The 13,958-nt window shown below is 59.4% G+C and carries 15 protein-coding genes and 1 pseudogene; 7 read left to right on the plus strand and 9 right to left on the minus strand.

Going from position 1 to position 13,958, the window contains the following annotated elements; all coding sequences use genetic code 11:
- Positions 1-21 precede the first annotated feature (21 nt).
- The 8 genes and pseudogenes from EH240_RS17095 to EH240_RS17130 all read right to left on the minus strand — a co-directional run bounded on the left by EH240_RS17095 (position 22) and on the right by EH240_RS17130 (position 7,098).
- Positions 22-750: an SDR family oxidoreductase gene (locus tag EH240_RS17095; RefSeq protein ID WP_125000169.1), complete on the minus strand. Its 729-nt coding sequence runs from the start codon at positions 748-750 to the stop codon at positions 22-24.
- Between the two features lie 35 nt (positions 751-785).
- Positions 786-1,550 (minus strand): SDR family NAD(P)-dependent oxidoreductase, encoded by a 765-nt coding sequence (locus EH240_RS17100; RefSeq protein ID WP_125000172.1) that lies wholly within the window; start codon positions 1,548-1,550, stop codon positions 786-788.
- A gap of 40 nt (positions 1,551-1,590) precedes the next feature.
- A complete protein-coding gene (locus EH240_RS17105) occupies positions 1,591-2,859 on the minus strand; it encodes a D-tagatose-bisphosphate aldolase, class II, non-catalytic subunit (RefSeq protein ID WP_125000174.1) in 1,269 nt (422 codons plus the stop codon).
- On the minus strand, positions 2,859-3,848 hold the full coding sequence (locus EH240_RS17110; protein ID WP_125000176.1) for a tagatose kinase: 990 nt from the start codon (positions 3,846-3,848) through the stop codon (positions 2,859-2,861). The genes EH240_RS17105 and EH240_RS17110 overlap by 1 nt, the downstream gene beginning before the upstream one ends.
- Positions 3,849-3,882: 34 nt before the next feature.
- On the minus strand, positions 3,883-5,100 hold the full coding sequence (locus EH240_RS17115; RefSeq protein WP_125000178.1) for an ROK family transcriptional regulator: 1,218 nt from the start codon (positions 5,098-5,100) through the stop codon (positions 3,883-3,885).
- 266 nt (positions 5,101-5,366) lie between these two features.
- A complete protein-coding gene (locus EH240_RS17120; RefSeq protein WP_245436128.1) occupies positions 5,367-5,837 on the minus strand; it encodes a substrate-binding domain-containing protein in 471 nt (156 codons plus the stop codon).
- A gap of 17 nt (positions 5,838-5,854) precedes the next feature.
- Positions 5,855-6,151 (minus strand): annotated as a pseudogene (locus EH240_RS17125) (ATP-binding cassette domain-containing protein); the annotation flags it as partial.
- 59 nt (positions 6,152-6,210) lie between these two features.
- Positions 6,211-7,098, minus strand: coding sequence for a sugar phosphate isomerase/epimerase family protein (locus EH240_RS17130; RefSeq protein ID WP_125000180.1), 888 nt, complete (start codon positions 7,096-7,098; stop codon positions 6,211-6,213).
- Positions 7,099-7,387: 289 nt separating this feature from the next.
- Here EH240_RS17130 and EH240_RS17135 point away from each other — a divergent pair, with 289 nt between their 5' ends.
- The 7 genes from EH240_RS17135 (at position 7,388) to EH240_RS37965 (ending at position 13,219) form a co-directional block, all read left to right on the plus strand.
- Positions 7,388-8,839, plus strand: a complete 1,452-nt coding sequence (locus EH240_RS17135; RefSeq protein WP_425374809.1) for an extracellular solute-binding protein — start codon at positions 7,388-7,390, stop codon at positions 8,837-8,839.
- Between the two features lie 115 nt (positions 8,840-8,954).
- Positions 8,955-9,833 (plus strand): carbohydrate ABC transporter permease, encoded by an 879-nt coding sequence (locus tag EH240_RS17140; protein WP_125000184.1) that lies wholly within the window; start codon positions 8,955-8,957, stop codon positions 9,831-9,833.
- 3 nt (positions 9,834-9,836) lie between these two features.
- Positions 9,837-10,673: a carbohydrate ABC transporter permease gene (locus tag EH240_RS17145; RefSeq protein ID WP_125000186.1), complete on the plus strand. Its 837-nt coding sequence runs from the start codon at positions 9,837-9,839 to the stop codon at positions 10,671-10,673.
- 4 nt (positions 10,674-10,677) lie between these two features.
- Complete coding sequence (locus tag EH240_RS17150) at positions 10,678-10,929, plus strand: DUF2160 family membrane protein (RefSeq protein WP_125000188.1); 252 nt, start codon at positions 10,678-10,680, stop codon at positions 10,927-10,929.
- A 4-nt stretch (positions 10,930-10,933) separates the two neighbouring features.
- The gene (locus EH240_RS17155) at positions 10,934-11,983 is read left to right on the plus strand and encodes an NAD(P)-dependent alcohol dehydrogenase (protein ID WP_125000190.1); all 1,050 of its coding nucleotides are present in this window, start codon (positions 10,934-10,936) and stop codon (positions 11,981-11,983) included.
- A 19-nt stretch (positions 11,984-12,002) separates the two neighbouring features.
- The gene (locus tag EH240_RS17160) at positions 12,003-13,064 is read left to right on the plus strand and encodes an ABC transporter ATP-binding protein (protein WP_125000192.1); all 1,062 of its coding nucleotides are present in this window, start codon (positions 12,003-12,005) and stop codon (positions 13,062-13,064) included.
- Complete coding sequence (locus tag EH240_RS37965) at positions 13,061-13,219, plus strand: hypothetical protein (protein WP_167484047.1); 159 nt, start codon at positions 13,061-13,063, stop codon at positions 13,217-13,219. Before EH240_RS17160 ends, EH240_RS37965 begins: the two co-directional genes overlap by 4 nt.
- A gap of 331 nt (positions 13,220-13,550) precedes the next feature.
- Here EH240_RS37965 and EH240_RS39660 read toward each other — a convergent pair whose 3' ends face one another.
- Positions 13,551-13,685, minus strand: coding sequence for a hypothetical protein (locus EH240_RS39660; protein ID WP_281035132.1), 135 nt, complete (start codon positions 13,683-13,685; stop codon positions 13,551-13,553).
- Positions 13,686-13,958 lie beyond the last annotated feature (273 nt).

Consider the following 13,958-nt stretch of genomic DNA (forward strand, 5'->3'; position numbering starts at 1 on the left):
CTGGCTGCCCCTTTTCCCCGTTCAGATGTCGAAGTTGGTGGGCAGGATGACGATGTCCCTGATCGTGACGTTGCGCGGCCGGGTCAGCATGAACATCACCGCATCGGCGACCTCTTGTGGTTCGATCAGGCTGCCGTTCTCCTTGGCTTTGCGGAGATTTTCTTCCGGCCAATCGGCAAGGAGGGCGGAGATGACCGGGCCTGGAGAAACCTCCCCGACGCGAATCCCGTGCTTGTTCAACTGGCGGCGCATCGTCTGCACAAAGCAGGTCATGGCCCATTTGGATGCCGAATAGACCGGCTCCCATGGCACGGGAAAATGACCGGCAACCGAACTGGTGACGATAATGTCGCCGCCGCCGCGTTCGATCATGTGCGGGATCACGGTACGGACGTTCTTCATGACCGCGTTGACGTTCAGGTTCAGCATCCGATCGATGGCATCGAGATCTGTCTCGGTCAAATCGCCCCCGATGTACGACCCTGCATTGGCGTGGAGGATATCAAGATGTCCTGCCTTCTCGACGACACCACTCAGAAGCGTTGCGCAGCTCACCGGATCAAGCAGGTCGACCTTCAGCGGAATCGCGTTCTTGCCCAGCTTCTCGCAAAGCGCCTCCATGGCCTGTTGGTTACGATCGATCATGACCACAGTTGCGCCTTCGCCGAGCATGGCCTCCACGCTCGCCAGTCCGATACCTGACGCGCCTCCGGTGACTGCCGCTACCTTGCCTTCGAGTTTCCCTACCATGACGTTTGTTCCGTTTTCTCGTGGTGAATGTTTGCTCAGTGGGTGGTGTAGCCGCCGTCCGCCGTCAGCACGGCGCCGGTGACATAGCTTGCTGCGTCCGAACACAGGAACAGCGCACAGGTGGCCATTTCCTCCGGCTGAGCGAAGCGGCCCATCGGCGTGTTCTCGGTCCAGACCGTGCTCCACTCTCTGTTGGCAATGCCGCCTTCGGTCATGTCGCTGATCACATAGCCAGGAGCCAGGGCATTGACGCGTATGTTGCGGGCCGCATACTCGAAGGCCATGACCTTCGTCATTTGATGAATTGCGGCCTTCGAGGAATTATACGCGACCTGCAGTTGCGGCTTGTTGGCCACATCGGCGGAAATCGAGCCAATGTTGAGAATTGTGCCGCCAGCCTGGCGGAGCATCGGCCTTATCGCCTCTCGCGCAATTCGAAAGGGAGCGACAAGGTTTGTATCCAGAATGAAGTTGAGGCGCTGGTCATCGAATTCATCGAAATTGCCATTATCGGCAACGCCGGCGTTGTTGACGAGAATGTCGAGCCGACCGAAACGTTCGAGCGCCGCGCTGACCAGTCTGCCGGGCGTTTCACGATCGCGGACATCACCGGCGATCCAGGCGACACGGACGCGATGGCCCTCCAGAAGGTCCTTCACCGCATCTGTGCAGGTGCGGCCGGTGATCACCACGTTCGCGCCTGCCTCCACGAAGATCTTCACGATGGCCAGGCCGATGCCACGGCTCCCGCCCGTAACCAACGCGGTCTTTCCGTCAATCCTGAATTTGTCCAACGCCATCGTCTGCCTCCGGTCTGCAATTGTGCTTAGTGATCGACGGTCAGGTGCCACACGCCCGCTCGTAGGTTTCAATGCTTTGCCTGACGCGACCGATCACGATCTCCTCGCCGTCGCAGTCGAGGTCAGCCCAGGCAGCCGCCGAAGGCATGTGCTGGTGAAAGAGCGTCGCCGGCACCTTTCGCCCCTTCAGCATCTTGAAGAGTCGATCGCAGGCGGTGCGGGCCTGCGCAGAGGCCCAATAGTATCGGATGCGGTCGGAATAGGAGTAATGACGCAGGACCCGTTTCTCGTCATCGCTGCCATGATAGTGGCTTTGCCAATTCTTCGCGGCGCCGCACATCAGTTCCTCCATGGCGTGATAGAGTGGACGCTCGCCATAATCGGGCACCATGTCGGAAGCGATCAGGTCGAGCGCGTAAAGCGCTTCGCGCAGTTTGAAGGTCAGTTCCGGGCCGACTTTAAGGATGGCAAAGCCGTCCTCGACGAGTTCGCGCAATGGGCCTTGGCCCTGATAGTCTGTCGAATGGGCTTCGAAGATCAGCGGCGGCAATTCGCTCAGCGTGGCCGCCAGAGCGTGGGCTTTCACCCGATCGTAGAAGATCACGTTCTGGTTGCCGAATTCCACGCCCGGCTGCACCACAAGTCCAATGGCGCGGGAAAAGGCGTCCTCGATCCCGGCAGACTGGAACGCTTTGGCGTGAATGGCGTGCGTTTGACGGGCAGCCACGGGGCCGGTCGGAGTGATCGCATCCAGCGCATGATTGGCACCGCCGGGTGGTGGCACTTCCGTGCCAATGATGTAGATCGGGCTCGCCCCGCCACTTTCCGCCGCCGCCCGTTCCGCAACGCCCGCCAGTCTGGCCGCGCGCTCGGCGATGGTGTGATCATCGAGCGCGATGGGTTCGCCTTTGCAACCCATCGAGGCATCGAGGTGTATCTTGCGGAAACCGGCACGGACATAGGCGTCCACCATCGCCTGCGCTTGCCCCATTGCCTCCTCTGCATCCCGGTCCTTCCACGGATTGGGGCCCAGATGATCGCCACCAAGTACGATCAGATCTTTCGGGCATTGCTCCGTCACCGCGAGCGTTTCCACCATGGCCGCGAAGTCAGATGGCGTCATGCCCGTATAGCCACCCAGATGGTTGACCTGGTTACATGTCGCCTCGATCAAAACGGTGGTGCCGGTGTCCCGGCCGTGGCGCAGTGCGGCTTTCAGCACCAATGGATGCGCGGAGCAGACCGAGGTCACCCCTAGTTTCTTTCCTTGCCTATGCAACAACGGCAGATCTTCAATCGTCACGCGCATCAGCTTCTTCTCGCCGTTCGTGTGATGAACTCTTCCAGTTCGGCGCGCGTGCCGGCGCCCTCCATTGGACCAAGGCGCGTCACGTTGCGTGCGCCAGCCGCATTGCCGAATTCGAGCGCCTTCTCCAGGGGCATGCCCAGCCGCCGGCATGCTACGTATGCTCCGCCAAAGCAGTCGCCAGCGCCGGTCGGGTCCATCTCATCGACGAGAAATCCGGGACAGTTTGTATGGGTACCCCCTCGGTGGTAGGCCGACGATCCATCTTTGCCGCGCTTGATCGCGATCTCTTTGACGCCGCGATTGAACAGCATCTCTATCGCGCGATTCTCTGTTTCCACGCCCGCGGCCAGGAACAACTCCTCGCCCGACGGCAGCAACAAGTCTGCCTTGTCGACGAGAGCCGCGAATTTCTCCTCGGTCTGACCGTGGGTCAGCAGTTCCTTGCGCAGGTTCGGATCAAGCGACATCGTGCCGCCGCGCGCCTTGATCAGAGCGATCGCGTGTTCGGTGATCTCCCAGGCTGCGGGGCTGGCGAAAACAGTTCCCATGACGTGGATATGACCGCAGCGCGTGATGAGTGCTTCGACCTCATGGGTCCATTCCAACCGCGCTGCGGCGGACTTGGCGATATTGTAGACAAAGTCGCGGCTACCGTCCTCGCGGTAGCGGACGAAGGCGCTGCCGGTGGGGTATTCCGGCGAAACAGCAATAGCGGAAGTATCGACGCCATCCCGCTTGAGACGCTCGGTGTTGACGACGCCAAAATCATCGTCGCCAACCGTGCCGACTATTGCAGCCGCTCCGCCCACACGCGCGCATTGATCGATGAAGATGGCGGGCGCACCGCTCGGGAAGGGACCGATAAGATCGATGGGCTCCAGGAACCCAGTTCCTGTTTGTTTCGCAACGATCTCGACCAATATCTCTCCGACTGTCACGGTCGGTCCGAGTGAATCTGGCGCCAGCGTTTGGATAAGGTCGTTCGTCAAATGCCAAAATCCTGCGTTTGATGCGTTTCACTCTTCAGGCTTCGAAAGTGTCGGCGCCCGAAACCGCGTCCCTGTTGAACATCTGGTTGTCGAGCGACATGAACCGCTGGTGCATGATGCAAGCAGCTCCGAAAGCGGATCCGTAAGCGGCACTCTCGTGGAAAACGATCTCTGGAATGGGGAAGGTTTCAGCCTGAAGGTTGCGGATATGTGCGTCCACGCGCGCCGCTACCAAAGGGTAGAGTTCTGCAACAGAACCGCCCACAACGATGCGGTTGGGATCAATCAGTCGCGATATCTGAACGACGGCAAATGCAAATAGGGTGGCCCATTCCTCTGCAAGCTGCACCGCTTGTGGAACGCGGTCTCGAACATCGCCCAAAAACGCGTCCAGGTCGGCTTGCGGATTAAACTGACGGTAGGAAGACAGAATTCGGTCGCGTCCGAAGGCCTGCTCCAGATTCCGGTAGGTCGGGTTTCGTGTCTTGAGGTGGCCGACCTCGCCTGCCAGGCCATTGCCGCCACGAAACAGCTTGCCGTCGATCACGATTCCGCCGCCGACGCCGGTCTCGATGACCATGAAGAAGGTGACGCCATTCGCTGCTTCCGGTTGGCTGTAGGTGATGCCGATGCCGAATGCATTGCCATCGTTTTCCGCGCCTATCGGAATTTCTGCCGGAAGGACGCTTCGGGTCAGGGCTGTGAGATCGAGGTTTCGCCATCCTAGTATCGGTGCGACGTGGATGAAGCCGTTCTGATCCATTTGCCCCGGCACCGTAATCCCGAGCCCCTGGCATCGCGTCAGTCGCTCCTTGCCGACCTCGGAAAATGCCTGGTCAATCGCCACGCGAACCGCCTCTTCCGGGTCGCTGTTGTGCCCTTCGAAGCGGTTGGTGGCGCTGCGGATGATCTTGCCGGCAAGGTTGATCTCAACGCAGGTCATATGCTCGACGCCGATTTCGACACCGATGAAGAAAACAGCCTCGGGTACAATTTCGACCAGGATGCCCGGTCTGCCAGCTCTGGGCTGGCCTGCCGAATTGGTGAAATCGCTCTCCGGGACTTCACGAACTAGCCCGGCCTCGACGAGTTCCAGAACGATATTGCCGGCCGACGAACGGTTGACCCCCATATGCCTGGCAAGTTCTGCACGACTTAATGGACCGAAATGATGGAGCGCGTTCAATGTCGCCACCGCATTGCTCTGGCGGATTCTGCGGGGAGAGCTGCTGGCAAAGGTCGCTTGGTTCATGGCGGGCTCCTGCATGTTCGCTCTCAGCCTATACCTCACCAGTGCCCGGTTGGCCGCCCTGCGATGCGGAGCCTTGGACCATCTTGTTTCTATGAGTTGCCGGACGTCTTTAGAAAGTGCGCTGCGCCGGACGCTGCACACCTGCGAGACGCAGCCAGCTCTTCGCGTCGCGCTGCCGTTGCCATCGCCAGATGATATTGTCTGCAGCTTACTCATCGAGCATTCCAAAGGAGGGAGGATGCCGCATGCGGCATCCTCGAGTTCTGTCAGTTGCCTGAAAGGACCTTGTCGACATTCTCTGTGGTGACGGCCAGCCACGGCACGTAGTAGTGCTGTTCCTTGCCGCCGTTCCAGGCCGGTTTGCCGCCATTGACGTCCCAGACAGCTGCGCGCGGCTTGTAGCCATCGATGAGCTTGTTCAGCGCGAGGTCGATGGCGCCTTGTGCCTGGCCGTTGGCGTCTTGCAGGATGGATATCAGCTGCTCGCCGCGCTTGACGGCTTCAAGCGCGTCCTTGATGCCGTCCACACCGGCAACGGGAATCTGCTTGGCGTCCAGGCCGTGGTTGCGGACGCCCTCGATGGCGCCGACCGCCATCTCGCCATTTTCGGCAAGCACGCCCTGGATCGCGTCGCCATGCGAGGTCAGGAAGTTCTCGGTCAATGTGATGGCTTCAGCACGCGACCAGTTGGCGGTGTTCTGCTCCAGAACGGTGACGCCGGGATTGGCCTTCAGCACCTTCTGAATCCCTTCAAGACGATGGCAATGCCGGTATCGAGAGCCTCGGCCGGTGAAGAGAAGTTCACCTCGCTTCCCTTGACCATCACGGATCCTGCATCGCGCCGCAGTATTCCCATCAGGATGCCGAGGAAGGTCGACTTGCCGGCGCCGTTTCCGCCGCAGAGCGCGTTGACCGTGCCGGCGCGCAGGTGGATCTGGCCGTCGATTAGGGCCGGAACGCCACCAAAACTCTTGGCAAGATTCCGGGCACTGAGCAGCAGCGGCACAACACTGCCGCCGCGCCCATCAGCAATGCCTATGTCCTGTTGCATCCTCCCGTCCTCCTCGAGCCGGGCGGCACGGGCTGAGACCGGCCCGCGGCCTTGGTTCTTCAGGCAGCCTTATTGATCTCGGCTCGGCGCACTGCCTCCGCCCAATGGCTCTCGATGAAAGCCCTGGCGTGCGCGGCGAGTGGATTGTTGTCGTCCCAGGTATCTCGCCAGATGCCGCAGACGCGTGACAGGGCTTCGTCGACGATGGCGCTGGAGAAGCTTTCGAAGGTGATGTCGCGGTTGTGAAAACCGATGTCGACCAGCGCGGAAAAGATACTCGGAAAGTCGATCGTGCCGGTGCCGAGATAACCACGGTAGTTCTCGTTGAAATGGAAATAGGCGACCTTGTCTCCAGCCATGCGGAGGGCGTCGGCCGGGCTTGCCTCCTCGATGTTCATGTGGAACGTGTCGAGATGCAGGAAGACGTCGTCGCGACCGGTATCCTTGATGAATTTGAGCCCTTGGGCGGCCGTGTTCAGAAGGTTGGATTCGAAGCGGTTGACCACTTCGAGAACGATCTGCACGCCACAATCCTTCGCCACATTGGCGGTTGCGGCGACGGCTTTAGCACTGTTCATCCAGCCGTTGCGTGTCGGCATCCGGTCGTACTTGCCATGCTTCGAATAGAGGATGCCGCCCAGGCGGATCCCGCCAATGTCGCGAACAGCCTTGACCGCGTCGGACAGCATCGACGTACCCTTGGCGACCACGGCCTTGTCTTCGCTTGAGACGTCCGCGTCTGCCGGCAGGCCCATCGTGACGACGATGTCGACATCCAGTTCCTTGGCCTTTTTCGCCAGACGATCGAGGTCGAACTTTTCAGGACGCAGATAGGCGAATTCGATCAGGCGAAAGCCATGCTCCGCCGTCTTGTCGAGTGCCATTTCGAGGCCTTCTTGGGTCTGGCCGTTTGTCCAAACAAACGAATGGATACCTAGGCGCCGCATTAGTTTCCTCCGCGGATGATTTTGCATGGCAAAGCTACAAACTGAGAGTCAAATGCTCCAATTTCGACGTTGGCGCAAGAGGGCGTCATATCGCTCAGCGTCATCATCGGAGTTAGCGGTTTGAGAAAGATGACGTTAATCCAATATGTTATCGTGTAACTGGAGAGTGGTAAAATTTTTTCTTTTCGCATGTGCAGCAAAAATAATATGCAGCTTTTCGCAACAAACCTTGCGTCAGCTAGATTTTTGCTCTAGGGAGTTGGCACGACGGCATCGGGCCGTTCGTTGTTTGGGAGGAATGCAGATGAACGTTCGAGTGAAACTCGGCGTGACTGCTTTTGCGGTCGCGCTGATGTCGGGAACTGCGCTGGCAGCCAGCAATGACGACTTCTGGGCAAAGGCAGCCGAACCCTATAAGGGCGTCGTCCTGCACGGCGTCACGGAAAGTACACCGCCATCAAACTACATCAAGGACGTTCTCGCGCCCGAGTTCGAGAAGAAGACGGGCATAAAGGTCGAAATCGAAACCACCTCGTGGGACCAGATGTACGACAAGGCTATCAAGGACATGGAAGCCGGCACCGGCATCTATGACGTGGTCTATATCGAGCAGGACATCATCTACTCGTACCTGGCGCGGAACTTCCTGACCGACATCACCAAGGCTCTGAAGGACAAGCCCGAGTTGAAGGCGTCGACTTACGACGACGCCAAATTCACCAGCTTTGCCAACTACTTCAAGCAGGGCGGCGACCTCTACGGCGTGCCGATGGAGGCGTTCCTGAAGGTCTACTGCTATCGCAAGGACCTGTTCAACGACCCCGAGATCCAGGCAGCATTCAAGAAGCAGACCGGGCATGATCTGAAGCCGGCCACGACCCATGAAGAATACACCGAAATCGCCGACTTCTTCACCCAGTGGGGCAAGGACCACAACATGCAGCTGTGGGGTTCGACCGCACAGGCCCACACCGGCCATGCGGCTTCATGGTATGAATACTTCGAGTCTGTCGCCCCGACCTTCGGCGTCTACAACTGGGGCATTGATGCAAGCAAGAACTACGCCGCCACGGTCGAGCATGGCGGCGGAATGAACAGTGACAAAGCCAAGGCTGCCCTGAAGTGGTGGTTGCACCTGCGCGACATCGCTCCGCCGGAATCGGCGCAGTCGACCTGGAGCGAGGTCGCCACGACCTTCGCCGCCGGCCGTGCAGCTCAGGGTCTGGTCTACGGGGAGAATGCCGCCTGGATCGCGACCGACGCTTCGAAGTCGAAGGTGACGGGCCAGGTAGGCTTCGCCCTGCCGGTGCTGTCGCCGGGCGTGCTGGACGACGCGAAATCGGGCAAGGGCTATGTCGGCTATTACGACGGCGGCGCCTTCGGCCTTCCGGTCAGCTCGAAGAACCAGGAAGCGGCGTTGCTCTTCCTCGAGTTCATCGGCCAGGACGAGGTGCAGCCCGGCTGGGCGGTCGCCGCGCCGCGGATCACCAACACGGCGACCTTCGATGCCCCCGAGGTCAAGGCAATGGATGCCAAGCTCGGCGGCTTCTATACGATGCTGAAGGATGAGGGCAAACTCTTTGCTGGTGCTCCGCCGTATCCATTCCACGCCCAGGTCCGCGAAGCCACGGCGCCGATCTTCTACGACATCCTGACCGGCAAGGTCGGGCCTGACGAAGGTCTCGACAAGATGGCGGCCAAGGCCGAAGAGGAACTGACCAGTCTCGGCTATCGCAAATAAGCTACTCCCTCGATAGTCGAGCGGGCCGCCGCCCTCGCGAGCGGCGGCCCGAACACAACAGGACATGGTACGTTGCGACAGGTGCGGAGCAGTTGATCGCAAGGGAGGATAGGAAATGAAGTCCAACACGTTTGGCTGGATTCTGCTGGCTCCGACCATAGTGGTTTTGTTCTTCTTCGGTGTCCTGCCATTCCTCTACGTGGTCTATGTCTCGTTCCACCAGTGGAATCCCTTCGCCGCCAATCCGAACATGATCTACAACGCCGCCGGCAACTTCCGGCAGATCGTGTTCGATAGCGCGTTCCTGGCATCGCTCGGCGTGACCGTCGCCTTCGTCTTCTTCGCCGTCCTCACCGAGGTCGTCGTCGGCTATGTCCTGGCGCAGGCCTTCATGTCGGACTTCCCGGGCAAGGCCTTCTTCCGCACGATTCACACATTGCCCCTGATCATCGCGCCAATCATCGTCGGCTCGATCTGGAAGCTGATGACAACTCCGTCTATCGGCATCATCCCTCATCTGCTCCAGTCAAGCGTCGGTTTCGACCTGAACATCGGCCAGAGCGCGGCTGCTGCCTTCATCATCACCATAACTATGGACATTTGGCACTGGACGCCTCTGGTGACCTTGACCCTGATTGCCGCGCTGGTGTCGCTGCCGCCCGACCCGTTCGAGCAGGCGCAGATCGATGGGGCGGGCAAGTGGCAGATCTTTTGGCACATTACGCTGCCGATGATTGCCCCCGCCGTCATGGCCACCGTGTTCATTCGCCTGATGGATGCCCTGCGCATCGTGGACGAGGTGCTCATGTTGACAGGCGGCGGCCCGGGCTCGGCCACCCGCTACATCGGCGTGCACATCTTCCGGGAGGTGTTTCCGCGGACGAACTACGGCTACGGTTCGGCGATTTCAGTCGTCGTCCTCTACCTCACGATTGTGGTCTGCTGGCTGCTCTACACGGGCATGCTCGCGCCGCGTAAACCCCGGAAGGGCTGACCCATGAAAAAGAAGGCGCCGTGGCCCTACGTTCTCTTCTGGATCCTGATCAGCTTCCTGACGCTATTCCCGATCTACTGGCTGTTCGTCATTTCGGTGACGCCGTCGTTCGAGTTGTTTTCGACACCCAGCGTGATCCTGCGGCATGTCGACTGGCAGAACTACACCGAGGTCATCGGCAATCCCACCCTGAGGGGATACATGATGAACTCGCTGCTCATATCGTCGGGTAACGCGATCCTAACCACGACGTTCGGCTTCTTTGCCTGCTACGCGCTGTCGCGTTTCAATCTGAGCGGCAAGGAGAGCATCTTCTTCTGGACGATCACCAACCGGATGGCACCGCCGGCGGTGTTTCTGCTGCCACTCTTCCTCTTGCTGACCAAAGTCTACAGGATCGAGGGGTTCACGCTGCTCGACACACGGATCGGCATGATCCTGGTTTACTGCACGTTCAACCTGCCCTTTGCGATCTGGACGCTGCGCCCGACCGTGGACGGCATTCCGAAAGAGCTCGATGAAGCCGCCTTTGTCGATGGCGCGAGTCCGTGGAAAGTGATCACCGAGGTCGTCTTTCCGCTCTGTCGGCCTGGTCTCGCGGTCACGTTGATCCTCACCTGGGTCTTTGCCTGGAACGAGTACCTGCTGGCGGCCACGCTGACGAACTTCAACGCACGCACCCTGACGACGGGCCTGTCGGAATATGTCACGACGACCGGGACCGCCTGGGGCATCATGGCGGCGATCTCGATCTTCACGCTGATCCCGGCACTGATTGTCTTCTCAGTCGTGCAGCGGCACATTGTGGCCGGCCTGACGTTCGGCGCGGTCAAGGGGTGATCTCATGGCCAGCAAGATAGAAAATATCGAAAAGCCGATCGACATCCTCGACGACGGGAAAGCTCCGCCGATAGCGGAAAAGAGCGGCTTTCTGCCGATCGAAACGAATTGGTTTGATCGGCTTTTCATCTCCGTCGTCATCTGGGTGGCGATGTCGCTGCTATGGTTCCGCTTCGTGGAACCCATGGGGTTGTCGATCTGGATATCCAACGTGATCGCGCTGACTCTGGCAACATTCATCATCGCAAAGGGCTGATCAAATGGACGCGCTTGTTCTTGAGAAAAAGCTTGATCTCTCGCTCCGGGATTTTCCGATTGAGCGTGAAGAAGAGAAGCTCGGTCCCCGCGACGTGCGCATCAAGTTGCACACAGTCGGCATCTGCGGCTCCGACGTCCATTACTATACCCACGGCAAGATTGGCCCCTTCGTCGTCAGGGAGCCGATGATCCTCGGGCATGAGGCCTCCGGCACGGTCATCGAGGTTGGCTCGGAGGTAAGCGCGCTCAAGGAAGGCGATCGTGTCTGCATGGAACCGGGCATACCGGATCCGAATTCGAGGGCAACGCGGCTCGGCAAGTATAATGTCGACCCGGCCGTGCGGTTTTGGGCAACGCCGCCGGTGCACGGAATCCTGCGGCCGACCTGTGTCCATCCCGAAACCTTCACTTTCAAGCTACCGGACAACGTTTCCTTTGCGGAGGCAGCGATGGTCGAGCCGCTTGCGGTCGGCGTCCATGCGGCCACGAAAGCTCGCATCAAACCGGGCGACATTGCCGTCGTGCTTGGGGCCGGGCCGATCGGCCTCGTAACCGCACTCTCCGCCCTGGCTGGCGGTTGCGCGCGCGTCTATGTGAGCGACCTTGCCGAAAAGAAGCTCGAGATCGCTGAAAGCTTGAGCCGTGCCATCATCGGCGTTCAGGCGGGCAGAGACGACCTTGCTGAACGCGTGAAGCGTGATACCGACGGGTGGGGCGCGGACATATTGTTCGAGGCGTCCGGTTCGCCCAAAGCCGCCTCGACGGTTTTCGAACCGCTGGCACCGGGCGGATGTGTTGTCATGATCGGTGGCCAGTCGGATCCGATTTCCTATGATACCGGGGCGGCGATGATCCGCGAGGCGCGCGTGGAGAACATTTTCCGCTATGCCCATGTCTTCCCGCGCTGCCTGGCGATGCTGTCGTCAGGCGCGATCGACGTACAGCCGCTGATCACGCGCAAATTCGAATTCAAGGACAGTGTGCATGCCTTCGAGATCGCCGCCTCGGCCCCGCCGGCGGACGTGAAAATGCAGATCGAACTGCCGCAATAAACCAATAGGAGACGATTCCGTGGCTGACGTCAAAATCGAAAAGGTCTTCAAGCGCTATGGCAGCGTGCAGATCATGCATGGCGTCGGTGTCGATATCGAGGACGGCGAATTCGTCGTGCTCGTGGGGCCATCGGGCTGCGGAAAGTCCACGCTTCTGCGCATGATCGCTGGTCTCGAAGAAATCAGCGAGGGGACCATCAGCATTGGCGGCCGCATCGTCAACGACGTGCTGCCGAAGGAGCGCGACATCGCCATGGTCTTCCAGTCCTACGCGCTCTATCCGCACAAGACGGTGTTCGACAACATCGGCTTCCCGCTGAAGATGGCCAAGCGCTCGCAAGCGGAAATCAAGGAAAAGGTCCACAAGGCGGCGGAGATTCTCGATCTGACGAAACTCTTGGACCGCTACCCGAAGCAACTCTCCGGCGGTCAGCGTCAGCGTGTCGCGATGGGCCGTGCAATAGTCCGTGACCCGCAGGTTTTTTTGTTCGATGAACCGTTATCAAATCTCGACGCCAAGCTGCGCGTGACAATGCGTGTTGAGATCAAGGAGCTGCATCAGCGCCTGAAGACCACGATTGTCTATGTGACGCACGATCAGATCGAAGCGATGACGATGGCGGACAAGATTGTCGTCATGCGCGACGGCCGGGTCGAGCAGATCGGCGCGCCACTTGATTTGTACGACAATCCCCAAAACGTTTTCGTTGCCGGATTTATCGGATCACCGGCAATGAATTTTGTTCAAGGCACCATCAAAGGCTCCGGGACAAAGAAGCAGTTTGTGTCCGACGGTGGGCTGACATTGCCAGTCCCGGCTACGGCTGCTGCCGACGGCCAAGCCGTCACCTATGGCGTCCGGCCCGAACATATTTCTGTTGGCGCCGAAGGTATTCTGCTCAGAGTGGTTGTGACAGAGCCAACTGGAGCTGAGACGCAGATCTTCGCCAAGGCTGGCAAGGACATGATGGATGCAATCGTGAAGGAACGCATTTCCGCAGCTCCAGGAGAGGAGATCGGCTTCGTCATCGATCCAGCAAATGTGCACTTGTTCGACCGCAAGACCGAACGGCGCATATGACTGAAAGATTTGAGAGCGCCCTGCGCGAGTGCGAAGTCAGGGCGGTCATCTTCGGTATGTGGCGCTACCTCGACTGCTGCGTCGTCGCCTGTGAGGTCTGCTTTCAGGAAGCGGCAAAGCTGATCTCTACGGCCGACATTGGGGCGCGTTGCTGACGTTCACTTAACGCAATGCATGCGTCGGATTCGGGTCAGAACATGCTCCAAGTGAATTTCTTTGATGCTATTGGCTCAAGGAAACGCCGAGATTCTTCAGCCACACCCGCATGGGGAGCGAAACCCGTCGTGTCGGAGGTGACCCAGAATGCCCGACGGGTTTCGAAGATTGTTGTGCATCAAAAACGCAATGACCAGAATTTGGCTATCTATCAAAGACTTGCACGTCGATGCTTGAGAGTTGGGGCCGTTTACTTCTCGATAGCTCGCCATTGGCGGCAGAATGCATAGGCACTAACGCGGGGGCAGCGGGCTTCACATCAAGCTGCACTCATCCGCCACTGTCCACGCCACCGCCCTTCCTCAGCCTCACATCGGCGCCGCCGCCATTCTCGGGGATGAATTCGACGCCGGTCGCTTCAAGGGTCTGCCGAAGTTTGGCGAGCGTGTCCGAGGTCGCGGACACTCCAATTCACTAGCCCTCTGGCGGCTCACGAGTTCAAGGCGGCCTGACTGCTTCAACCGACCCGAGACCGAAAGTCAGTACCTCCTCGGCTGACCGCCATAGGGGAGACCGGCCCCTCGCGCCGGTCTTCGTCCATCTTCCGGCAACTGAATAACCGCGATAGGTCGTTTCTTCGCGTTCACCACGGGCAACGACGCACCGAAGGCTGGCATCCGGCTGACGGTCGGAAAAGCGAAGTCGCGCCAATTGTGCGCACCTCATTAGACTGTTTCA

This window comes from Mesorhizobium tamadayense, from assembly GCF_003863365.1.
Lineage (GTDB): Bacteria > Pseudomonadota > Alphaproteobacteria > Rhizobiales > Rhizobiaceae > Mesorhizobium > Mesorhizobium tamadayense.